The organism is Kribbella sp. NPDC058245 (genome assembly GCF_042882005.1).
Taxonomy (GTDB): domain Bacteria; phylum Actinomycetota; class Actinomycetes; order Propionibacteriales; family Kribbellaceae; genus Kribbella.
This window is the reverse complement of sequence record NZ_JBHVWY010000019.1, coordinates 66,708-88,300: the sequence shown is the minus strand read 5'-3', so window position 1 is coordinate 88,300 and position 21,593 is coordinate 66,708. Positions and strand designations below refer to the sequence as shown.

The 21,593-nt window shown below is 67.6% G+C and carries 22 protein-coding genes and 1 tRNA gene; 14 read left to right on the top strand and 9 right to left on the bottom strand.

The window, feature by feature from the left end; translation table 11 throughout:
• Window positions 1-38 precede the first annotated feature (38 nt).
• The 3 genes from ACFVWG_RS35065 to ACFVWG_RS35055 form a co-directional block, all read right to left on the bottom strand.
• On the bottom strand, window positions 39-557 hold the full coding sequence (locus ACFVWG_RS35065; RefSeq protein ID WP_391547774.1) for a hypothetical protein: 519 nt from the start codon (window positions 555-557) through the stop codon (window positions 39-41).
• A gap of 11 nt (window positions 558-568) precedes the next feature.
• The gene (locus tag ACFVWG_RS35060; protein WP_391547773.1) at window positions 569-757 is read right to left on the bottom strand and encodes a PspC domain-containing protein; all 189 of its coding nucleotides are present in this window, start codon (window positions 755-757) and stop codon (window positions 569-571) included.
• 509 nt (window positions 758-1,266) lie between these two features.
• Window positions 1,267-2,100, bottom strand: a complete 834-nt coding sequence (locus tag ACFVWG_RS35055) for a hypothetical protein (protein WP_391547772.1) — start codon at window positions 2,098-2,100, stop codon at window positions 1,267-1,269.
• A 78-nt stretch (window positions 2,101-2,178) separates the two neighbouring features.
• On the opposite strand from ACFVWG_RS35055, the gene ACFVWG_RS35050 reads away from it, so the two are divergent.
• Both ACFVWG_RS35050 and ACFVWG_RS35045 read left to right on the top strand, forming a co-directional pair.
• Window positions 2,179-2,250, top strand: a tRNA-Arg gene (locus ACFVWG_RS35050).
• Between the two features lie 486 nt (window positions 2,251-2,736).
• Window positions 2,737-3,336, top strand: a complete 600-nt coding sequence (locus ACFVWG_RS35045) for a hypothetical protein (protein ID WP_391547771.1) — start codon at window positions 2,737-2,739, stop codon at window positions 3,334-3,336.
• On the opposite strand, the gene ligA is transcribed toward ACFVWG_RS35045, so the two are convergent.
• Window positions 3,333-5,324 (bottom strand): NAD-dependent DNA ligase LigA, encoded by a 1,992-nt coding sequence (gene ligA / locus ACFVWG_RS35040; protein WP_391547770.1) that lies wholly within the window; start codon window positions 5,322-5,324, stop codon window positions 3,333-3,335. The genes ACFVWG_RS35045 and ligA overlap by 4 nt on opposite strands.
• Window positions 5,325-5,409: 85 nt before the next feature.
• Here ligA and ACFVWG_RS35035 point away from each other — a divergent pair, with 85 nt between their 5' ends.
• Window positions 5,410-6,144 (top strand): MBL fold metallo-hydrolase, encoded by a 735-nt coding sequence (locus ACFVWG_RS35035; protein WP_391547769.1) that lies wholly within the window; start codon window positions 5,410-5,412, stop codon window positions 6,142-6,144.
• On the opposite strand, the gene zwf is transcribed toward ACFVWG_RS35035, so the two are convergent.
• The gene (gene zwf / locus ACFVWG_RS35030; protein WP_391547768.1) at window positions 6,141-7,637 is read right to left on the bottom strand and encodes a glucose-6-phosphate dehydrogenase; all 1,497 of its coding nucleotides are present in this window, start codon (window positions 7,635-7,637) and stop codon (window positions 6,141-6,143) included. The genes ACFVWG_RS35035 and zwf overlap by 4 nt on opposite strands.
• 84 nt (window positions 7,638-7,721) lie before the next feature.
• Between zwf and ACFVWG_RS35025 the strand changes: the two genes are divergently transcribed.
• The 3 genes from ACFVWG_RS35025 to ACFVWG_RS35015 are packed head-to-tail and all read left to right on the top strand — an operon-like array spanning window position 7,722 to window position 9,832.
• The gene (locus ACFVWG_RS35025; protein ID WP_391547767.1) at window positions 7,722-8,039 is read left to right on the top strand and encodes a YciI family protein; all 318 of its coding nucleotides are present in this window, start codon (window positions 7,722-7,724) and stop codon (window positions 8,037-8,039) included.
• A complete protein-coding gene (locus ACFVWG_RS35020; protein WP_391547766.1) occupies window positions 8,036-9,223 on the top strand; it encodes an RNA polymerase sigma factor in 1,188 nt (395 codons plus the stop codon). The genes ACFVWG_RS35025 and ACFVWG_RS35020 overlap by 4 nt, the downstream gene beginning before the upstream one ends.
• An 18-nt stretch (window positions 9,224-9,241) precedes the next feature.
• Window positions 9,242-9,832, top strand: coding sequence for a maleylpyruvate isomerase family mycothiol-dependent enzyme (locus ACFVWG_RS35015; RefSeq protein WP_391547765.1), 591 nt, complete (start codon window positions 9,242-9,244; stop codon window positions 9,830-9,832).
• On the opposite strand, the gene ACFVWG_RS35010 is transcribed toward ACFVWG_RS35015, so the two are convergent.
• Window positions 9,795-11,360, bottom strand: a complete 1,566-nt coding sequence (locus tag ACFVWG_RS35010) for a serine hydrolase domain-containing protein (RefSeq protein ID WP_391547764.1) — start codon at window positions 11,358-11,360, stop codon at window positions 9,795-9,797. The two genes, ACFVWG_RS35015 and ACFVWG_RS35010, sit on opposite strands and share 38 nt — an antisense overlap.
• 76 nt (window positions 11,361-11,436) lie before the next feature.
• Between ACFVWG_RS35010 and ACFVWG_RS35005 the strand changes: the two genes are divergently transcribed.
• Both ACFVWG_RS35005 and ACFVWG_RS35000 read left to right on the top strand, forming a co-directional pair.
• The gene (locus ACFVWG_RS35005) at window positions 11,437-11,973 is read left to right on the top strand and encodes a hypothetical protein (protein WP_391547763.1); all 537 of its coding nucleotides are present in this window, start codon (window positions 11,437-11,439) and stop codon (window positions 11,971-11,973) included.
• Between the two features lie 30 nt (window positions 11,974-12,003).
• Window positions 12,004-12,612 (top strand): TMEM175 family protein, encoded by a 609-nt coding sequence (locus ACFVWG_RS35000; protein ID WP_391547886.1) that lies wholly within the window; start codon window positions 12,004-12,006, stop codon window positions 12,610-12,612.
• On the opposite strand, the gene ACFVWG_RS34995 is transcribed toward ACFVWG_RS35000, so the two are convergent.
• Window positions 12,605-14,158, bottom strand: coding sequence for a carboxylesterase/lipase family protein (locus ACFVWG_RS34995; RefSeq protein ID WP_391547762.1), 1,554 nt, complete (start codon window positions 14,156-14,158; stop codon window positions 12,605-12,607). The genes ACFVWG_RS35000 and ACFVWG_RS34995 overlap by 8 nt on opposite strands.
• 69 nt (window positions 14,159-14,227) lie before the next feature.
• Entirely contained in the window at window positions 14,228-14,980 is a 753-nt protein-coding gene (gene cobF / locus ACFVWG_RS34990; RefSeq protein WP_391547761.1) for a precorrin-6A synthase (deacetylating), read from the bottom strand.
• Between the two features lie 139 nt (window positions 14,981-15,119).
• On the opposite strand from cobF, the gene ACFVWG_RS34985 reads away from it, so the two are divergent.
• Window positions 15,120-15,764: a hypothetical protein gene (locus ACFVWG_RS34985; protein ID WP_391547760.1), complete on the top strand. Its 645-nt coding sequence runs from the start codon at window positions 15,120-15,122 to the stop codon at window positions 15,762-15,764.
• Between the two features lie 105 nt (window positions 15,765-15,869).
• On the opposite strand, the gene ACFVWG_RS34980 is transcribed toward ACFVWG_RS34985, so the two are convergent.
• Window positions 15,870-16,373, bottom strand: a complete 504-nt coding sequence (locus ACFVWG_RS34980) for a DinB family protein (protein ID WP_391547759.1) — start codon at window positions 16,371-16,373, stop codon at window positions 15,870-15,872.
• 127 nt (window positions 16,374-16,500) lie between these two features.
• On the opposite strand from ACFVWG_RS34980, the gene ACFVWG_RS34975 reads away from it, so the two are divergent.
• The 5 genes from ACFVWG_RS34975 (at window position 16,501) to ACFVWG_RS34955 (ending at window position 21,568) form a co-directional block, all read left to right on the top strand.
• Window positions 16,501-17,652 carry an MFS transporter gene (locus ACFVWG_RS34975; protein WP_391547758.1) on the top strand — a complete coding sequence of 384 codons (1,152 nt, stop codon included), beginning with the start codon at window positions 16,501-16,503 and terminating at the stop codon, window positions 17,650-17,652.
• A gap of 42 nt (window positions 17,653-17,694) precedes the next feature.
• Window positions 17,695-18,759, top strand: a complete 1,065-nt coding sequence (locus tag ACFVWG_RS34970; protein WP_391547757.1) for a precorrin-3B synthase — start codon at window positions 17,695-17,697, stop codon at window positions 18,757-18,759.
• Window positions 18,753-19,388 (top strand): precorrin-8X methylmutase, encoded by a 636-nt coding sequence (locus ACFVWG_RS34965; protein WP_391547756.1) that lies wholly within the window; start codon window positions 18,753-18,755, stop codon window positions 19,386-19,388. Before ACFVWG_RS34970 ends, ACFVWG_RS34965 begins: the two co-directional genes overlap by 7 nt.
• Window positions 19,385-20,881: a precorrin-2 C(20)-methyltransferase gene (locus ACFVWG_RS34960; protein WP_391547755.1), complete on the top strand. Its 1,497-nt coding sequence runs from the start codon at window positions 19,385-19,387 to the stop codon at window positions 20,879-20,881. Before ACFVWG_RS34965 ends, ACFVWG_RS34960 begins: the two co-directional genes overlap by 4 nt.
• A gap of 93 nt (window positions 20,882-20,974) precedes the next feature.
• A complete protein-coding gene (locus ACFVWG_RS34955) occupies window positions 20,975-21,568 on the top strand; it encodes a hypothetical protein (protein ID WP_391547754.1) in 594 nt (197 codons plus the stop codon).
• Window positions 21,569-21,593: the final 25 nt, after the last annotated feature.

Here is a 21,593-nt window from a genome sequence, read left to right as displayed (position 1 = left end):
CCATTCCCCGGAACCACCATCCACAGCCCGGTACGACGTCAGCTGTCGACACTCACCGTGATCTTGGCACCACCGCTGAACGGGAGGTCCCACGGCGCCGGCTGACCGTCGACGGTGATCTTCAGGTTGCGGCAGGCGTCGGCGAGGCATTTTTCGGTGTATTTGAGGCCCCAGAGGGTGAAGAACTGGGCGAGGGTGGGGTGCTCGGCGGTGGTTTTGGCTTCGACGTAGATGAGGCCGTCGGTGGTGTGGGTGTGGACGGCGGCCTGTTCGGCGCGGACGCGGTCGACGCCGATGCCGGCGGGGATCTGGACCGGGATGCCGTCGAGAGTGATTTTCAGGCGCAGGGTGTACGGCGCTGGGCCGGAGAAGTCGAGGGGGAGCCGCTCGAAGCCGGCCTTGTCGATGTAGGAGACCGCGTCACGCGGGGCCTCCCAGGGCGGGGCCGTGGTGCGCAGTTCGGCCGCGGCCGGCTTGGCGGGGCTGACCCCGCAACCGGCCACGGCACCGCTCATCAGGAGCAGAGTGACAACCGCCGTACCGACCCCTGCTCTCATGGGGAGCCAGGTTAGTACTTCTCCGCCGGCACCAAGATCCAGAGGGCGATGTAGATCAGGATCTGCGGGCCGGGCAGCAGACAGCTGACCAGGAAGATCAGCCGCATCGTGTTGGCCGACGTACCGAACCTGCGGGCCAGTCCGGCGCAAACACCGCCGATCCAGCGACCGTTCGACGGGCGTACCAGAGAGCTAGCCATGAGTACCGACGTCCTTTCGTGGTGGGGCTTACAACCACTATGACGTCACCAGTACCCGGTCCGATCCCGCCGCACCGGTCTTCCAGGGTCCCGTCAGGGAGAGCCCCTACATCCTTCGTCTACCGCTCGACAGCACCGCGACCTTGTGCACCCACCAACCACTTCGCGGCCGCGGAAACGGTTGAACCGTGCCCAAGGTCGCCAACCGCGACCACCTTGAGCACCCACCAACCATTTTCCCGGGCCGACAATGGTTGACCCGTGCTCAAGGTCGCCTGACGACCGGCGGCCAGCACAGCGACCGAGCGCGAGTGGATTGCTCCGGATCGGCGGCCGGGGCGGGCGGACTGCTCCGGGCGGCGGCGGGGGCGGGCGGACTGCTCCGGGCGGCGGCGGGGGCGGACCTGCATCACCCAGTAACCCGTTTGCCAGGCACTCGAGCGGCACGTGCTGAGCGTGAATCACACCGGCCGCGCGCAGTTACTGGGTGATGGCGGTCCGCCAACCGTCTACCGCTGGAAGCGGTAGGTCTTGCTGTCGGTGGTGATGCAGATGCCCGGCGAGAGCACGATCACGCGCAGCGTGCCGTCCTGCTCGAAGTAGTCGATGCCCTCGACCTCGAAGTTTCCGGTGCATCCACTCTTCAGGGGCAACTGGCCCAGCGACGTCACGTGGCCGGTCACGTCGGCGGAGCCGACCGGTGCGTCCAGGTCCACCTGCAGCAGCGGCTTCGTCGTACCGAAGAGTGTTCCGGCCGGGTCGTCGGACGAGCAGAGCAGCCGCGTGGCCGTCACGAAGTCACAGCCCTGTACGTCGCGCACCTGGTGATCGAGGTTGATCCGGGACGCCAGCGGGAGGTTCTGGGCCGGGTTCGTCACGCCGACACCCGGCATCGGGAAGACGAGGAGGCGGTCCATCGTGCCCCACTCGCCGTTCACCATCCACTGGGTGTCCGGCGAGACCGCCGACCAGCTGTTGTTGGTCGCCTCCCAGGACCCCAGTGCGTGCTTGTAGTTGGACCACACACCCGTCGGCGACTGCACCCGGAACAGCTTCCCGCCCCGGTCGTCGCGCTGGTACGGCTCGACGTACCAGCCCTGCGCCGAACCGGGGTCACCGACGTGGTTCCAGCCACCCACCAACAGATCGAGCGGGATCGTCGTACTCCCCGTGTACCGGTACTGCGTCGTACCGCCACGCGTCACCGTGGCGAGTCCCTGACCTTCATCCAACGGACGGGCGTTGTCCGACCCCACCAACCGCCAGCCATCAACAGCATGAGCCTGTGCCGGCCACATCACGGCAACCATCATGACCACGAGAGCGATCCCCAGTTTGCGCATGGCCGAGTTCTACCCCACACCGCGAACCCCAATTCGGAGATGGCATGAACATGCTGCTAATGTTCACCTCGTTCCTGAGCCCCCGTAGCTCAGGGGATAGAGCACCGCCCTCCGGAGGCGGGTGCGCAGGTTCGAATCCTGCCGGGGGCGCGCGATCGATCTGGGCGATTCATGTTGGCGGAGAGCGCCAACCTGGATCGCCCGCCGTGTTTTCTGGGGGCGGAGCCCCCAGACCCCGCCCCGGAGGGGCTGCGCCCCCCGGACCCCCCGCTGCGCGTGGCTGAGGCACAGGTGCCTGGCTTGGGTCGGCTGTGGATGGGGCTTCGCCCCTTGCCCCCCGCGCGGGTGGGGTTGGCGGTCGGGTGCTCGCTCGGCCTGGCTGGGGTTGGTGAGCGCGCTCGCGTCGCGGCCCGGACCCCCGTTGTGTCTGGCTGAGGTGGTGGGCTTGTTTTCGTAACGTCCGAAGGAATGGAGAACGTCGTCGGCGTGTCTTCGGACGCTAGGAATCCGCGGTCACAACGTCCGAAGAGACGGAGGGCGTGGTCGGCGTGTTTTCGGACGTTGGTTGGGTTGGGAGGGGTCCCGGGGTGGTGTGGTTTGGTGGTGGGCATGGCTTCGGGAGGTGGGGGGCGGTGGGTGTTGCCGGTTGCGTTCGCGGTGATGATCGTGATTCCGGCCGCTGCGGTCGGGGTGCCTTATGTGGTGAAACAGGTGGCGGAGGATGCCAAGAAGGACCGGCGGCCTTACTCGTTGTGTCCCCCGGAGCGGGGGGACACAGAGGTGGTGCGGAAGTCGCGGATGGCGGAGGAGTCGGCGCCGTATCGAGGGGCTGGGCCGCATCAGGTGGTGGCGGTGGGGGATGTTGATCTGACGTCGCGGCTGCCTGAGGCGTGGGTGCCTGCTGAGGGTCGATTTGATCAGTTGCAGGTGGTGGCTTGTGGATATCAGTACGACGTGGGTGCGGACGGCGTACTGGCGACTTGCAGGTACACACCGCTTCAGGGTGGTGCGGAGTACACGGTGTCGCAGCAGAGCGCGAAGTACGACTACCGCGTGTACGAGGCAAACACCGGGAAGGTGCTGGGGAGCTTCACGCTGGAGGCGGTGAGCACCGGCTGTGCGGAGTTCAAGTCGGTGTACGCCGGACAGACCGGTAGTGAGGTGACGGCTGAGCCTGATGGCAAGGAACTGCAACGCAAGCTGCAGCCCTTCGTCATGGCGAAGGTCGCGGGCTAGGCGACTCCAGCCTCGAGGAGCTGGTCCCAGATCTCGGACTGATCGACGACCTCTACCTCTAGTTTTTCGGCCTTGGTGATCTTGGCGGCGCCTACGTCGGCGCCGGTGATGAGGTAGTCGGTGCTGGCGGAGACCGAGGAGGCGATGGTGGCTCCGGCTCGTTCGCAGAGGCGTTGGAAAGCCGGTCGGGCGACCTTCTCGCCGGTGCGGGGGTCTGAGATGGAGCCGGTGACGACAACGGTCTTGCCTGCTAGTGGTGCGCCTGCGGCGACTACGGGCGGCAGGTCTTCTTCTCGTACGTCGAGGGAGACGCCGGCGGCGCGGAGGCGTTCGAGTTCGGGCTGCAGGCGGTTGAGGTGCTCGATCAACGACGCGGCGACCTTGGGGCCGATGTCGTCCACAGCGACCAGGCCTTCTTCGCCTGCCTCGATAACCGCTTCCAGGGAAGGGAATCCGGCTCGGCACAGGCGCGCCGCCGTACCTTCAGAAGCCATCGGGATGGCTAGGCCGATCATGGCGCGGCGGAGGCCGACCTGCTTGCTGGCTTCGATGGAGTCGACCATGCGGGAGGCGGAGACCTCGCCGACGCGGTCGAACTCGAGCAGCCGTTCCTTGGTCAGGCCGTAAAAGTCCGACGGGTTCTCGAGGTCACCGGCTTCGGCCAGGCGCTCGATCCAGACACCGCCGATGGCGTCGATGTCGGCGGCCGCGCGGGACGCCCAGTGGATCAGTCGGCGGACGGTCTGCGCCGGGCAGGCGACGTTGGTGCAGAAGAGCTCGCGGCTGTTGCCCTGCTCGGTCAGCGGCTCGTCACACGACGGGCAGTTGGTCGGCGGGACGATGTCGATCTCAGCGCCGGTACGGCGGGATTCGTCGAGCACGCCGGCCACGAACGGGATCACATCCCCGGCTCGCCGGACCAGAACCGTGTCGCCGATCTTGATCCCCCGGGCCTTGATCACCTCCTGATTGGCCAGCGTGGCGCGAGTGACCGTCGTACCGCCGACGAAGACCGGCTCGAGCCAGGCGACCGGAGCGATCTTGCCGGTCTTGCCGACGTCCCAGCGGACCTCCAGCAGGATGGTGGTCTTCTCCTCGGCGGCGAACTTGAACGCGAGCGCACCGCGCGGCGAGCTCGACCGCGTCCCCGCCGCGGCGTACGCGTCGCGATCAGCAAGCCGCAGTACGGCGCCATCCAGGTCGTAGTCCAATTCATTGCGGTGCTGCTCGATCCCGGTGATCACTTCCTGAGCTGCAGCAGCGTCCGTGCAGTGCTTCATGTCAGCGGCCGTGAAGCCGAGTGCCTTGAGCCCACGCTCCAGATCGGCCTCGGTGCTATCCGGATCGGTCTGTAGGTCGAACGCGAGGAACTGCAGCCGCCGCTCGGAAACAGTGGCCGGGTCCTTCGCTCGGAGCGTTCCGGCCGCAGCGTTGCGCGGGTTGATCAGCGGCTTGTCCGGGTGCGCCTCGTTGTACGCCGTGAACGTCGACCGCAGCATCACCGCTTCACCCCGCACCTCGACACGGCCGGGTGCATCGAGCTGATGCGGTACGCCGTCCGCCAGCGCGCGCACCAGCGGCGTCACATCGTCACCGGTGGTCCCGTCGCCGCGGGTGATCGCCCGGGCGAACCGGCCGTCCTCATAGACCAGAGCCAACGACAACCCGTCGAGCTTGGGCATCACGACGACAGGTTGTCCCGGGAACCGGCTGAAGAACGCCTCGACCTGCTCGGGCTTGGTCGCCTTCTCCAGCGACAGCATCGGGCGCGAGTGCCGGATCGGCGCGTGCAGCACGGTCGGCGCGCCCACCTGGTCCAGCGGGTTCGGGTCCGGCGTCAGGTCCGGGTTCGCGGCGATCAGGGTGCGCAACTCATCCTCGACCGCGTCGTACTCCGCGTCGGCGACCACCGGCGAGCCCTGGTAGTAGCTGTCGCGCAGCTCCACGATCCGGGCCGCGAGCTCCTGAATGCGTTCCTCAACGTTCACGGCACCGGACGTTACCTGGCGCTGGGGACAATGCCGGACAATTGGTTGGGGTTGCGGATGCCACCCAGGAGCGACAGGAGATTCAGTGAAGTACGAAGAGGTCGCCAAGGACGTTTTCTTCGTCCAGGGCTCGGCAGTGAACTGGGTTCTGCTCCGCGACGGCTCCGGCCTGACTCTGATCGACGGCGGGTACCCCGGTGACGTCGACGCGGTCGAAGCGTCGATCCGGGCGATCGGGCACCAGCCCCAGGACGTGCGAGCCGTGCTGCTGACACATGCGCACGTCGACCACATGGGTGCGGTGAACCCGTTCCACAGTCGCTACGGCATTCCGACGTACGTCGATCCGGCTGAGGTCGGCCACGCCCACCGGGAGTACCTGGACCAGCTGGCTCCGGTCAAGCTGGCCGCCAACCTCTGGCGGCCCAGAGTCCTCCCGTGGGCCGTTGGGATCATCCGGAACGGCGCCCTGCAGGACGTGAAGGCTCCGCACGTCCAGGCGTTCCCGTCGGAGGGTGCGCTCGACCTGCCCGGCCAGCCAGTCCCTGTGCCGACTCACGGTCACACTGCGGGCCACACGGCGTACTACGTGCCGTCAGCGGGCGCAGTGATCACTGGGGATGCGCTGGTCACCGGGCACAAGATCGTGTCGGCCGTCGGCCCGCAGCTGATCCCGCCGCTGTTCCAGCACGGCGACCCGACGGATCTGCTGACCGCGCTGAAGCCGCTCGTCGACCTGGACGCCGACGTACTGCTGCCGGGTCACGGCGGACTGCACCGCGGTCCGATCCGCGAGGCAGTGGCCGCCGTACACATCTAAGGCTTGGGCTTGTTCTCGCGCCACTCGCGCTCGAACGGCAGCCGCCAGGCGCGGGGCGCGATCAGCTGGTGAATGGCGTTCGGGCCCCACGTACCGGGCTGGTAGGTCTTGACCGGCGGCGGGTCCTCCAGCAGGTGCGCCGACCGCTCCCACAGTGACTCGATGCCCTCGGCGGTCGTGAACAGCGTGTGGTCGCCACGCATCGCGTCCAGGATCAGCCGCTCGTAGGCCTCCAGTACGTCGCCGGCGCTCTTGGTCTCCTGCGTGGAGAACTGCATCGACAGCTTCTCCAGCCGCATCCCCGGGCCGGGCCGCTTGCCGTAGAACGACAGCGAGACCCGGGACGAGTCGGCCAGGTCGAAGGTCAGGTGATCCGGACCCTCCGCTCCGAAGCCGGTCGGGAACATCGTCTTCGGCGCCTCCTTGAAGGCGATCGAGATGATCCGCTGGCCCTGCGCCATCCGCTTGCCGGTCCGCAGGAAGAACGGGACGCCGGCCCAGCGCCAGTTGTCGATCTCGACCTTCAGCGCGATGAACGTCTCGGTGTCGGAGTCCGGCGCGACACCCTCCTCGTTGCGGTACCCGGAGTACTGGCCGCGGACCACGTCGGTCGCCTGGATCGGCAGCATCGACCGGAAGACCTTGTTCTTCTCCTCCGAGATCGCCCGCGGCTCCAGGGCGGTCGGCGGCTCCATCGCGACGAACGACATCACCTGCATCAGGTGCGTGACGACCATGTCCTTGAACGCGCCGGTCGGCTCGTAGAAGGTGGCGCGCTGGTCGAGCCCGAGCTCCTCGGGGATGTCGATCTGCACGTGGTCGATGTGGTTGCGGTTCCAGATCGGCTCGAACAGACCGTTGGCGAACCGGAAGGCGAGGATGTTCAGCGCCGCCTCCTTGCCCAGGAAGTGGTCGATCCGGAACACCTGCGACTCGTCGAAGGTCTCGTGGACGAAGTCGTTCAGCTTGATAGCGCTGGCCAGGTCGTCCCCGAACGGCTTCTCCATCACCACCCGGGCCCGCTCGACCAGTCCGGCGTCGCGGAGCATGGCGATCACTGCCTGGGCCGCCTTCGGCGGCACCGACAGGTAGTGGAGGCGCCGAGTGTCCGGACCGAGCAGCTCCTCGGCGGCGTGTACGGCGCTGGCCAGCGGCCCGGGACCGGCTGAAACCGGCACGTAGTCCAGGCGGCCGGCGAACTGCGCCCACTCCGCGTCACTCATCTTGTGGGTCCCGTAGGTCTCCACTGCCTGGCGGGCACGCTCACGGAACTCGTCCACGGTCAGGTCCTCGGTGGCCGACCCGATGATCCGCACGTCCGGGGCGTACCGGGACTGCTGCAGATACGCCAGACCCGGCAGCAGCTTGCGCTTGGCCAGGTCACCGGTGGCACCGAACAGCACGATGACATGAGGTGCCAGCGGCTCCTCGTCCCGTCGAGACGGCCGCGATCCGGGCGCCGGGTACGCGATGGTCTGAGTACGGTCAGGCATAGTCGCAGTGTAGGTCGTGTCTGTTTCCGATCAGGGCGTTCGTCGGTGAACTGTTCGGTGCATATGGCGAGTTGGAGGACGGCTGTGAAGTACCTGCTGATGATCGCTGGTGGCGAGGACGCCGAGGAGCATGCCAACGACGGCTGTGGCGGCTGGTCGGAGGAGATGGAGGCCCGGGGCGTCGTCACGGGAGGTGCCGGGCTGCGGCCGCCGTCCGAGGCCACCACGGTGCGGGTCCGCGACAAGGAGCTGCTGCTCACCGACGGCCCGTTCGCGGAGACCAAGGAGCAGATCGGTGGCTTCGTGCTGATCGACTGCGCAGACCTGGACGAGGCGATCGAGATCGCCGCCAAGCACCCGGCCGCGAGCTACGGAACGATCGAGATCCGCCCGGTGCTGTGACGTACGCCGATGTCTTCCGGGCGGAGTGGGGCCAGGTGGTCGCCACGCTGATCCGGATGATCGGTGACTGGGAGCTGGCCGAGGAGTGCACGCAAGAGGCGTGCGCTGCGGCTCTCGAGCGCTGGCCGCGCGACGGCGTACCGGACAAGCCAGGTGCCTGGCTGACGACCACTGCGCGCAACCGCGCGATCGACTGGCTCCGCCGCGAGGCGGTCGGTGCTGCCAAGCTTCAGGAGGTCGCTGCGATGACTGACGAACCTCCTCCCGCGTACGACGTACCGGACGATCGGCTGCGCTTGATGTTCACCTGCTGCCATCCGGCGCTGGCGATGGAGGCGCGGGTCGCCTTGACGTTACGGACGCTCGCCGGACTCAGTACGGCGGAGATCGCGCGGGCGTTCCTGGTCGGCGAGACCACCATGTCGAAGCGGCTCACCCGCGCCAAGCAGAAGATCCAGTACGCCGGAATCCCGTACCGCGTGCCACCGGCGCATCTCCTGCCGGAGCGGACGCCCGCCGTACTCGCGGTGCTCTATCTGCTCTTCAACGAGGGGTACTCCGATGTCAGCCGCAGCACTCTGAGTCAGGAGGGCATCCGGCTGGCCAGACTGCTCGTCGAGCTGATGCCGGAAGAGCCAGAGGCCGCCGGACTGCTCGCACTGATGCTCTTCCACGACTCACGCCGCGAGACACGCCTCTCCCCCGACGGTGTCCTCATCACTCTGGACGAGCAGGACCGGACGCGCTGGAACTGCGAGCTGATCACCGAGGCGGAGGAGCTGCTCGACCGCACCCTCCAGCGGCACATGCCTGGTCCCTACCAGGTGCAGGCCGCCATTGCCGCGTGTCATGCGATCGCCCGGACCGCAGCCGACACGGACTGGCCGCAGATCGCGGCGCTCTACGGGCAGCTCCCCCAGACGCCAGTCGTTGCGCTCAACCGCGCCGTCGCGCTGGGCATGGCGGATGGGCCGGGCGTGGGCCTCGCACTGGTTGATCAACTGGCCACTGGGTCGTTGGCTGGTTACCACCTGCTCCCAGCCGCTCGGGCGGACTTCCTGCGCCGGCTCAACCGCCGTACCGAAGCTGTCGCCGCCTACACGGAGGCCATTGAGTTGGCCACGACGGACGCCGACCGGAAGTACCTGCAGAAGCGATTGGTCCAGGTGTCTGTCCAGAGCTGAGTCGTTCGTCGGTGGGATATGACGGATATTCGAGACCTCGTCGCCGCGGAGCGCACCGATCTGGCTGACCTGCTGAGTGAACTGACCGCAGCGGACTGGGACAAGCCGAGCCTGTGTGCGGGCTGGCGAGTGCGTGAAGTGGTTGCTCACATCACCATGGCGTACCGGTACTCCACTCCCCGCGTGCTGATGGGGATAGCCAAGGCAGGTGGCCGTTTCAACCGGTTCTCCGAGCGTGCAGCCCGTGCTGACTCTGCAGCCTTGAGCAATGCCGAGCTGCTCAGCTGTCTGCGGGAGAACATCCACCACCCCTGGAAGCCGCCGGGCGGTGGCTACGAGGGCGCGTTGTCCCACGACGTGATCCACGGGCTCGACATGACCGTTGCGCTGGGCATCGATCGCCAGGTACCGCCGGATCGGCTGCGTGTGGTTCTGGCTGGACTGGGACCCAAGCACCTCAAGTACTTCGGAGTGGACCTGTCCGAGACGGAGCTGCGCGCTACGGACCTGGACTGGTCCTACGGTGCCGGTGAGGTGATCACCGGCACCGCTCAGGACCTGCTGCTGTTGGTTAGCGGGCGGGAGTCGTCAGTTCGGCGAGGCTCTTGAGCTGACGGCCTCCGGCGCTGCGGGTGGCTGCCGTCTGCTTGCGGAACAGGCGGCCGCCGTACCGGAGGAAGGCTGGCTTGCCATCCGGACCGGGGACGAAGTTGGCGCGGGTGTAGTCGGGCGTGCCGTCCAGGCCGAGCGACAGCACGTAGTCGTGGCGGTAGAAGCCGAAACGGAGTGCAGGCTGGCCCTCGGCGGATCCGAGGAGCTGGCCCTTGTCGGCTGTCAGGTCGATGCCGAACGAGCTCTCCACCCCGTCGAGGCCGACCTGGGTAGCCGTGTACGTGCCTTCGTACGGCGCCAACTGCTTCGGCGTCAGCGGACGCAGTACGGCGGGCAGGTTGTGCACACCGGCCAGCTCAGCCAGCGCCCAGTCGTCGGCGAACAGCTCCGCGGTCAACGCGGGACCGCTCTCCGAGTTCGTGAGCACTGTGAGGGCGAAGTCGCGCTTCGGCACCATCAGGAACCCGGAGTGCTGGCCGTTCCAGTCACCACCGTGCTGAACCACCTTCACGCCCTCAGCGGTCGGCCGCAGCATCCAGCCGACGCCGACGCCGTCCAGCTCGACGAACAGCGTGCCGCCCGGTCCGGGGCTGGACTGCATCGCTACCCGCGTCCGGTCGCCCAGCAGCCGCGGGAACCCGTGGTGGCCGAGCTGGAAGCGCGCATAGCGCAGCTGGTCGTGCGCACTGGAGATCAGACCGCCGAACGAGTGCAGACTGCGCGGCATCGCCTCGAACGCCGGCTCGTAGACCGCCTTCCCGTTGACGACGTTGTGCGGTGCGGCAACGCTGAATCCACCCAGCTCGCTGCGGAAGTACCGGCTGTGGGCCAGACCGAGTGGATCGATCAGCATCTGCCGCGCAGCGGTCTCGTACGGCTTGCCGGTGACCGCTTCGACGATCCGCCCGGCCACACCGATCGCTGCGTTGTTGTAGGAGAAGACCTTGCCCAGTGGGGTCAACTGCGGCGCCTGGGACAGCGCAGCGACGTACCGGGCTAGTGCATCGTCGCCGTCGCCGGTGTCGACGAACGTGTCACCCCGCCAGCCGGCGGAGTGATTCAGCAACTGCCGGACGGTGACACGCGGTCCGACCGTCGGGTCAGCTGTGGCGAAGTTGGGCAGGTAGCGCCGAACCGGCGCGTCCAGGTGCACCAGTCCACGCTCGACCAGCTGCATGATGACGGTCGCGGTGAAGGTCTTCGTGGTGGAGCCGATGCGGAAGACGGTGTCGCCGGTGACCGGCGACGGGTTGTCGACGTTCGTGACGCCGAAACCGCGGACATACTCGTGACCGCGGTACCAAACGCCCAGACCGACGCCAGGGATCGCGTACTTCGCCATCCCGGCCTCGATCTTGTCGAACAGCCGTCCGACCGCGACAGGCGTCGTACGGGACGGTTTGGTGGCGGTGGACGTTTCGATGGGCGTGGCGGTGGCAGTGGTCGTCGCCAGTGCGCTGATGGGTACAGCGGCGGCTGCGGTAGCCAGGACGGTACGCCGCGAGATTCCTGAGCTTTGCGACACGGCAGTCTCCTCGGTCGAAGGCAATTGGAACCACTAACGATATTATTTCCACACTTGGAATCAATAGGGGTAGACCATGGCCGAACCCTCAACGCCACTCGCCGACCTGCTGCTGCACCCGATCCGGTGGCGCATCATCCAGCGGGTGCTGGGCCGGGAGGTCACCACCACCGACCTCAGGCACGACCTGCCCGACGTCGCGGCGACCACGCTCTACCGGCACGTCGCGGCGCTGATCGACGGCGGTGTGCTGACGGTCGTCCGGGAGCGACGGATCCGGGGCGCCGTCGAGCGCACCCTGACCGTCGACCAGTCCACGGATGTCGCGCACATCGAGGAGGACGAGGCCCGCGCGATGACTCCGGACCAGCACCGGCGCGCCCTCCTGCTGATGCTCACCCAGCTGACCGCCGACTACGACCGGATCGTGGAGCACGGATACCTCGACAGCCGGCGCGAACAGTTCGGCTACAACCAGGTGTCGCTCTACGTCGACAGCGACGACCTGGACACCCTCCGCCGGGGGTTGCAGGCTCTGGTGGAGCCCTACCTGCGCGCCGCGCCCGGCAAAGACCGCATCACCTTGTCGACGGTCTCCCTGCCGGACACCTGAACCGGACTGGTTAGGGTGTCGCCCGTGAGTATGACGAGGAACCCGGATCGGCTGGTCCTGTTCACTGACGCTGTCGTGGCGATCGCCCTGACCTTGCTGGTTCTGCCGCTGGTCGAGGTGGTGACCGAGACCAAGGCCGAGGGGCACGGCGCGCTCGAGGTGATCACCCACCACAAGCCGGAGATCTACTCGTTCCTGCTGAGTTTCGTGGTGATCGCGAACTTCTGGCTCGGCCACCACCGGGTCTTCGAGCACGTCCGCGCCTACACGTCGGGCATGATCCGGCTGAACCTCGTGTGGCTGCTGATGATCGTGGTCCTGCCGTTCCCGACCGAGATCGTCGGTAGTTTCGAGAGCTCGCAGTTCACGGCCGGCTTCTACAGCGGGACGATCCTCGCGCTCAGCACGAGCCAGACGGCGCTCACCTGGATGATCAAGGGACACGCCGAGATCGAGAACCCGGACGACCCGGTCACCAGCCGGGAGCTCAAGAACTCCTTCGTGCTGACCGGGCTGACCCTGCTCGCCTTCATCCTGGCGGCGTTCGTTCCGGGCGTCGGCTTCTACGCGCTGCTACTCCTGCTGCTTTCGCCGCTCCTGATGCGCGGATCGGACCTGTTGCGTCACCGCTCTAGCTGAGGCCGGCCCAGAACGCGCAGTGGTGTTCAGTGCTCAGGTTGACCGGGTGGATGCCGGTCTGGTCCGTCGGAGCCAGTGAGAGTCCCTTGACCTCGTGCTGGCCGGTCGGGGACCAGGCCGGGCGATCAGGTCCGTTCGGGTTGCCGGTGCGGACGAACGCCGTCCAGTAGTCGATCATCTGGTTCGACAGCGTCTGCTGGGTCGCCGTCAGCGGGAAGTCGATCCCACCCGGGCGGAACAGGTACACCAGCTCGGCAGCGTGTGCCGCACCCAGTCCGGGCGCAGCGAGCGGTGAGTGCTTGTCGGCGAACTCGTACGCGTAGACCGGTACCTTGCGAGCGGCCTGCTGATCGCTGGCGACCTGTGTGCACGACCAGATCCGGTCGGTGGTGACTGCGGTCCACGCAGCAGCGGGCGAGTCGTAGCTGCTCAGCGGGTACTCCCGCAGGACCTTGGGAGCCTTCTCCGCTCCGACCATGGCGGTCACGAGCTTGGGATAGTCCTTGATCTCCCCGAAGGCCGACAGCCACGCAGCGGCCTCGTCGTGGTTGTTCCCGGAGATGATCGGCACCCGGTGGAACAGTCCGGCCTGCAATGCCTTCGCTGGGCTCAACGGCAGTACGGCGCTCCCGCCGTACCCGAGCTGAGTGAACTGGAAGGTGTCGTCCAGCAGTACGTCGGAGTCGATCGTCCGGAGGCAGTCGACGGCGGACTGGCCGGGCTTGCAGTCCAGGTCAGGGAGCTTCTCGGTGCCCCACTCCTTGCCGTTGGCCTGGACGTCGCGGACCGGATGCCAGGGCGAGTCCGCCGCCTGGCCGGGGTGCTGGCTGTTGTCACCCCAGTTGAAGTTGCACGAGCCGCTCTGCATGATCGCCTTGCTGAACAGACCGGTCGAGGTGGGCGAGGTGAGCTGCGCGCACACGCTCATGCCACCGGCGGACTCCCCTGCGACGGTCACGTTGCGCGGGTCACCACCGAAGGCACGCGCGTTGCGCTGCACCCAGCGCAGAGCGGCCTGCTGGTCCTGCAGCCCGAACGTGCCGGAGCCAGGCAGACCCGGGTAGCCGAAGAAGCCATAGATGCCCAGCCGGTAGTTGACTGTCACAACGACCACGTCACCACGCGCGGCGAGCTTCGAGGCCTCATAGCTGTTGCCGGCGCCCTCGAAGAAGCCGCCGCCCGGAATCCACACCATGACTGCTCGCGGCTTCTTGGCCGGAGCTCTGGGCGTAGTGACGTTCAGATAGAGGCAGTCCTCAGCAGTGGAGCCCTTCGGGACCTCGGAGTTGCCTTGCTGCGGACAGGGGTTGCCTAGCTTCGATTCACGGACACCGGTCCACGGCTGCACCGGCTGTGGTGCCTTCCAGCGCAGTGCGCCGACCGGGGGCGCGGCGTACGGGATGCCGTCGAAGACACGCGCCTGTCCAACCGTCTTGCTCTGCACGAGTCCTGCGTCTGTCCGTACGACGTCCGCCGAGGTAGCCGCAGTGGGTATGGCCAGCGGGATGACCGCCGCGGTGAGCAGTGCCAAGAGTTTCTTCGTCATACCGACACCCTCGGGCGGACCGGGCGGCTGCCGCTTCGGCCGGAGGTCCAGAGCACCACCACCTTTGGTCTAGGGGCGGCGCAACAGGTAGGTGTCCATGATCCAGCCCTTGCGCTCCCGGGCCTCGGCTCGCACCTTCTCGATCTCCGCGGCCACCTCGCGGACCGGACCCGCGATCAGCAGCTCGTCCGGCGTACCGAGGTAAGCACCCCAGTAGATGGTGGCGTCCTGGTCGAGGTGTGCAGTGAAGGCGGTGTGGGCGTCGAGCATCACCACCACGTCGTCCACACCCTCCGGCCACTCCTTGGCCAACCGCCGACCAGTGGTGATCTGAATCGGACGTCCCACCTGATTGAGCGGAACGCGGTGCCGGGCGGCCAGTGTGGAGACACTGCTGATGCCGGGGATCACCTCGATCTCGAACGACAGCTCACCGCGGTCCAGGATGTCGTCAAGGATCGCCAGCGTGCTGTCGTAGAGCGACGGGTCACCCCAGACCAGGAAGGCTCCCACCTGGTCAGCACTGAGGTTCGCTGCGATCAGCTCTGCGCACACATCGGCCCGGCGGCGTCGCCAGTCGTCGACAGCCTCGACGTACGCCGTACTGGACCGGTCCCGCTCGGGGTCCCGGCCGACGACGACCTGGTACTCCTTGCTGGTCGCATGGCGCTGCAGGATCTCCGTGCGCAGATCGACCAGCTCCTGCTTCACATCACCCTTGTCCAGCACGAAGAACACGTCGACCCGGTTCAGCGCCGCCACTGCCTGCAGGGTGAGCTGCTCCGGATCGCCTGCCCCGATACCGATGACCACGATCTGCATGCGGGCAGACTAAGCCATGCACCCGAGGTGACCGCCGGGTGACTGCTGGTGCGGATTGCCCGATCGCGAAGGGGTCCTGGCCCCGGCGGCGGCCTGGACGCGACTGTTGCCACCGGCCCCTGATTTCCACACTCGATGCATGGATCTGAAGAGCAGAGCACAACGGGTGGGCAAGTCGCGCTTCGTAGCGGCAGTGCTGGGGGCGACGGTCGCAGTGGGCGGCAGCAGCGTGCTGGTCGCGTCGGCGGCCGAGCCGGCGCCGGTCGCGATCAGCGCGTGCGTCGACAAGTCGTTCGGTGACGTCCGGATCATCGACCCGGCCAAGGGCGGTGCGTGCCGCTTCTACGAGACGCCGACCTCATGGAACCAGAAGGGCGCCAAGGGCGACCTAGGCCCGGCTGGACCTGCTGGGGCGGCCGGCGCGGCTGGTCCGCAGGGTGCCGCCGGCCCTCAAGGGGTCCAGGGCCCGGCAGGACCGCAAGGGCCGAAGGGCGACGCGGCGGGCTTCGTCGTCAACCCGCCGGCGCTGGTGAAGCAGGTCATCCAGGACGGCCAGACGGCACAGTGGGAGGCCAGCTGTCCGGCGGGCCAGGTGGTGGTGAACGGCGGCCACGGTGGCGGCACCAACTCCGGCCGGGGGCTGACGTTCTACCAGTCCGAGCCGAGCTACGACGGACACCGCTGGTTCTTCGGAGCGCGCTACAGCAAGGCCGACGGCGGCCTCTCCGACAGCATCGAGGCCTACGGCTTCGTGGTCTGCACGCCGGGCACCAGCAACGGCTGACCGGCCCGCGTCAGCTCGTCCGCTCCCTTGCGCGGCGGACGGGCTGCGCGTCGACCGGAGTCGCTCGGCGTACCCGGCCTGCCATAGATCGAGTCCAGGTCGCGATCACTCCCCCTTGGCGCCGTCGATGAGCTCCCTGACGATGTCGAGGTGCCCCAGGTGGCGTGCCGACTCCTGCAGCACGTCAGAGACGAACCGCCCGACTCGGACCGGGCCGTGATAGCCGTCCACGAATGACGTCCAGTCGACCTTCGCCAGCGTCTGCTGGGACAGCTCCCACTCCGCGTCGTACGCCGCGATGACCGCCGCGACCGTCTCGCCCGGGCCGATCCGGAACTCGTAGTCGTGGTCGTCGGACCGCCATAGCGAGGGGAGGTCCTGGCCGCCGATCGTGCGCTGGATGTGCTGCCGCTGAACCGCAGTGAGGTGTTTGACCAGGCCTAGCGGGTTCATCACCGGTGAGCTCGGAAGCGGGGTCGCCCGCGCCTGCTCCTCGGTCAGACCGTCCAGTTTGTTCACCACCGTGGTGTGGACGAACTGGAAGTACCCGATCACGGAGTCCTGCAGGGTCAGGTCGTCATCCGGCCACGGCCGATCTCTGAGTGCCATGGCTGGACTCTCTCAGGCCGGACCGACAGTCCTTGGCAGTAGCGGAAAAACGACGACCATGTCGACTGCCGCTTCGGTGTCGCAAACCCGCCGGTCTGACGGCCGGCCAAGGGGTTGGCTGGATGCCATGACCATCGAGATGACGCGTCCGCCCACCACGCATCGGCTTGGAGTGGCCGCGGTGACCTTGGGGATCTTCACCATCGTCACCACTGAGATCCTGCCGGTCGGCCTGCTCACGCCGATCGGCGCCGACTTCGGCCTGAGCGCGGGCCGGACCGGCTTGCTGATGACGATGCCCGGCCTGGTCGCCGCCGTCGCCGCACCGGTCATCACGGTGACGACAGCGCGCCTGGATCGCCGGCTGATGCTGTGCGCGTTGATGGGGCTGCTCGCGGTCGCCGGGTTCCTGGCGGCCGCCGCACCGTCGTACGAACTCGAACTGCTCGCTCGCCTCTTCGTCGGACTGACGATCGGCGGTTTCTGGTCCATCGGCGCCGGGCTGGCCGGACGGCTCGTTCCTGAGCAGTGGACGGCCCGGGCGACCGCGGTGATCTTCTCCGCGGTTCCACTCGGCACAGTGCTCGGCGTACCGGGCGGAACCTTGCTTGGCGAGCTGCTCGGGTGGCGTGCCTCGTTCGCTGCCCTCGGCGGGCTGTCGCTGGTGGTGATGATCGCTCTCTACGTGACCGTCCCGTCGCTGCCGCCCCTGCAGGTCACCCGGCTGTCCGTGGTGCGTGGTGCCCTCCGGCGCAGCAAGCGCGCACTCCTAGCCACTTGTCTGGTCGTGACCGGCCACTTCGCCGCGTACACCTATGTCACGCCCTTCCTGCACTCAGACCGGATCAGCCTGCTCCTGCTCGTCTACGGCGGTGCCGGCCTGGCCGGAAACCTCATCGCCGGTACGACGGCCGCCCGCAACCTGCGGCTGACCTTCGCCACCTGTGCTGGCCTGATGGCTGTTGCGATGCTGCTACTGCCCCTCTTCGGGCACACGACACCGGGAGCCGCCGTACTGCTGGTGATCTGGGGCCTCGGGTACGGCGGCGTACCGGTCTGCACGATGAGCATGTTCGCCGCGGCGGCTCCGCAGGCCCGGGAGGCGGCGACTGTGCTGTTCACTTCGTCGTTCCAAGCTGTGCTGTCCCTCGGCGCGCTGCTGGGCGGTCTGGTCGTGGACACCTGGTCGGTCTCTGCCACGATGGTCGCGGGCGGAGTCTGCGTTGCTCTCACCGTGGGAGTCGTGACGTGGTCCAGGACACAGGCGGCCGCCACGTAGCATCGCGGTGTGGTGAGGACTTCAGCGGACAGGTGCCCAGGTGTGCTGGCAGTGCACCAGGCAGCTGACGGCGGCCTGGCCCGGATCCGCGTGCCCGGTGGGTTGCTGAGCGTCACCCAGCTCGACGTACTGCGTTCTGCGTCGCTGGACCTCGGCGACGGGCGCCTAGAACTCACATCCCGTGGCAACCTCCAGATCCGCGCTCTGCGACCAGACGGGCCGCAAGAGCTGTCGGACCGCCTGTACGGCGCCGGGCTGCTCCCCTCGCTGACGCACGAGCGTGTCCGCAACATCCTCGTCTCCCCACTGTCCGGTCTCGACGGCCGGTACGACGTGCTGCCGCTCGCGGCTGCTGTGGACCGGGGTCTGTGTGCCGATCCGGGGTTGGCTGAGTTGCCTGGCCGGTTCCTGTTCGCACTGGACGACGGGCGCGGCGATCTGGCCGACTCTGGGGCAGACGTCCTGGTCCAGGCGATCGACTCTCGTGAGGCGCTGCTGATCGTTGGTACGCACGGTGTGCGAGTCGGCTGGGGCGACGTGGTCGAGCTGATGCTGGCCGTGGCCTCCGCCTTCCTGGAACTGCGGGAGGGCGCGGAGTGGCGCATCGTTGAGGTAGCGGACGGCTCGACGCGCATCTTCGAGCAGCTCGGCTTGCAGGCTTCCACTGAGTTGCCCGTGACCGGTGCGCCGGTCGAGGCGGGTCTGCATGGGACGGCCCTCGTCGCCACCGTTCCACTGGGCAGTCTGACGCAGGAGCAGGCTGCGGTGCTCGTCGAGGTCGCCGAGTGGGTGCGAGTGACGCCATGGCGATCCGTGGTGCTTCCTGCGGTGACTACTGAGCCGCTGGAGGCAGTCGGATTGATCACAACGCCTGACTCGGTGTGGAACGGTGTGACAGCGTGTGCGGGGCGCCCCGGGTGTGCGAAGGCGCTGGCCGATGTTCGCAGCGATGCGTGGCGGGTCACGCCACAGCTGGTGCGGGACGGACGCCGGGTGCACTGGTCAGGGTGTGAGCGCCGGTGCGGGAAACCGGCAGGTGTCTTTGTCGACATACTTGCCGTTGGCAACGGGTACATGGTCGACGGCGAGCTGAAGGAGACGTGGTGAGCGGGTTCGAGTACGTGCGGGACGGCGCGGAGATCTACCGGCGGTCGTTCGCGACGATCCGGTCCGAGGCCTCGCTCGACCAGCTGCCGGCCGACGTCGCCCAGGTCGCGGTCCGGATGATCCACGCCTGCGGCATGACCGATCTGGTCGCCGACCTGGCCTGGTCGCCGAACGTGGTCAAGAACGCGCGCACTGCCCTGCAGAACGGCGCACCGATCCTTTGTGACGCACAGATGGTCGCTGCTGGGATCACGCGCCGGCGGCTGCCCGCTGACAACGAGGTGATCTGCACGCTGAGCTCGCCCGGTGTTCCCGAGATGGCTGCGCAGTTGCAGACGACACGGAGTGCTGCCGCAGTGGACCTGTGGGCCGACCACTTGGCCGGTGCGGTCGTCGCGGTGGGCAACGCGCCCACCACGTTGTTCCGGTTGCTTGAGGTGATCGCAGCGGGCGGGCCGCGGCCGGCCGCCGTACTGGGGATTCCGGTCGGGTTCATCGGTGCTGCCGAGTCCAAGGAGGCGTTGGCGGCGAACACGCTCGGTCTGGAGTATCTGGTGGTGCGGGGGCGTCGTGGTGGCAGTGCGATCACCGCCGCCGCTGTGAATGCGATTGCGAGCGAGGAAGAGTGACCGGACAGCTGTGGGGCGTAGGACTCGGGCCGGGTGACCCTGAGCTGGTCACGGTGAAGGCTGCGCGCCTGATCGGTGCTGCGGACGTGATCGCGTTCCACAGTGCACGGCACGGGCGGAGCATCGCGCGCTCGGTCGCCGCGCCGTACCTGCGCGACGGCCAGCTCGAGGAGCACCTGGTCTATCCGCTCACCACGGAGACCACTGATCACCCCGGCGGCTATCAGGGCGCCATGGACGAGTTCTACGCCGAGTGCGCCGAGCGGCTCGCGGCTCACCTCGACGCAGGCCGGAACGTCGTCGTACTGGCTGAAGGGGATCCGTTGTTCTACGGGTCCTACATGCACATGCACAAGCGGCTGGCTGACCGGTACCAGTGTGAGGTGGTTCCGGGCGTGACGTCGGTGAGCGCGGCGGCCGCCGTACTGGGTCGGCCGTTGTGTGAGCGCGATGAGGTGCTCACTGTGCTGCCGGGGACGCTGCCGCCAGACGTGCTGGCGGAGCGGTTGCGGAACACGGACGCTGCTGCGGTGATGAAGCTGGGCCGGACTTTTGGCAACGTACGTGAGGCTTTCGAGCTGGCTGGGCGTGCTGACGAGGCCTGGTACGTCGAGCGCGCCACGACTGACGCGCAGCGGATCGCTCCGCTCTCCGAGGTCGATCCGGACGAGGTGCCGTACTTTTCGCTGGCTCTGCTGCCCAGTCCGATCAACAACAGCTTCAGTGCGCCGGTAACACGGACTGCACGCGAGGGTTCGGTGACGGTCGTCGGCTTGGGGCCTGCCGGGCCGGAGTGGATGACTCCTGAGGTCCGGGCGGCGATCGCCGGGGCGGACGACCTGATCGGCTACGGCCCGTACGTCGATCGGCTGCCGGACCGCGCGCGGCAACGCAAGCACGGGTCCGACAACCGGGTGGAGTCGGAGCGAGCCGCGTTTGCCTTGGACCTTGCCCGCAAGGGATCCGCAGTCGTTGTGGTGTCGTCCGGCGACCCGGGTGTGTTCGCGATGGCCAGTGCGGTCACGGAGGTCGCGTCGGAACCGGAGTACGCGGACATCGCCGTACAGGTGCTGCCTGGGATGACTGCGGCGCAGGCCGTGGCCAGCCGGGTCGGTGCGCCTTTAGGACACGACTTTTGTGTGCTGTCGTTGTCTGACCGGCTCAAGCCGTGGGAGGTGATCGCACAGCGGTTGTCTGCTGCTGCGGCTGCGGATCTCGCGATTGCGATCTACAACCCGGCTTCGAAGTCCCGCACCTGGCAGGTCGCCGCCACGCGAGACCTGCTGCTGGAACACCGTTCCGCCGACACACCAGTAGTGGTGGGGCGTGACGTGGGTGGCAGTCAGGAGACGGTCACTGTCACCACTCTGGGCTCATTGGACCCGGAGAGTGTCGACATGCGGTGCCTGCTGCTCATCGGATCGTCGCAGACCCGCACTGTCGATCGGCCGGCCGGACCGCTCGTCTTCACGCCACGCCGCTACCCCAGTTAAGTAGGGGGCGCGTTAAATCTCTGGCGTGGCCGTGTCAGGTCGTTCACTCACGGGTACGGGGGACGAGAAGCTCACCTGTGAGGAGAACGGACGATGAGCAACGTGACGACCGTCCCGGACCGGCCCCTGGTCGCACCGGATCGCCCACCGGCCGCTGACGCGGCCCTACTGGTCTATCGGGGATTCAAGTTCGGTGCAGCCTTCTTCGGCTGGCTGATCGCGATCGCCATGTCGGTCCTGCTGTCCGCCGCGGTCTCCGCAGTGGCTCTGCTGACCGCCGAGATCCTGGACTACAACCGCGGTGACGCCGAAGCCGCGCCTGCCGCCGCAGGACTCACCGCCGCCGTCATGGCGATCGTGGTGATCGCAGTGGCTTTCTACAGCGGCGGGTACGTCGCCGGTCGGCTGGCCCGCTTCGACGGCGCCCGCAACGGTTTCGGGGTCTGGATGGTGGCAGTGCTGGTCGCCGTCCTCGCCGCCGGCGCCGGAGCGCTGCTGAACAGCCAGTACGACTGGCTGACCGACGTACAGCGTCCTGACGTGGCCCTGTCCAACGGAGCCCTCGCCACGGGTGGCGTGATCGCGGCCGTTGCCGTCATCGTCGTCAGCCTGCTCGCCGCCGTCATCGGCGGCAAGACCGGCCAGCGCTACCACGAGAAGATCGACCGCCTGATCGCCGACGAGTGATCCACCGCTCTGACCCGGCGGCGGG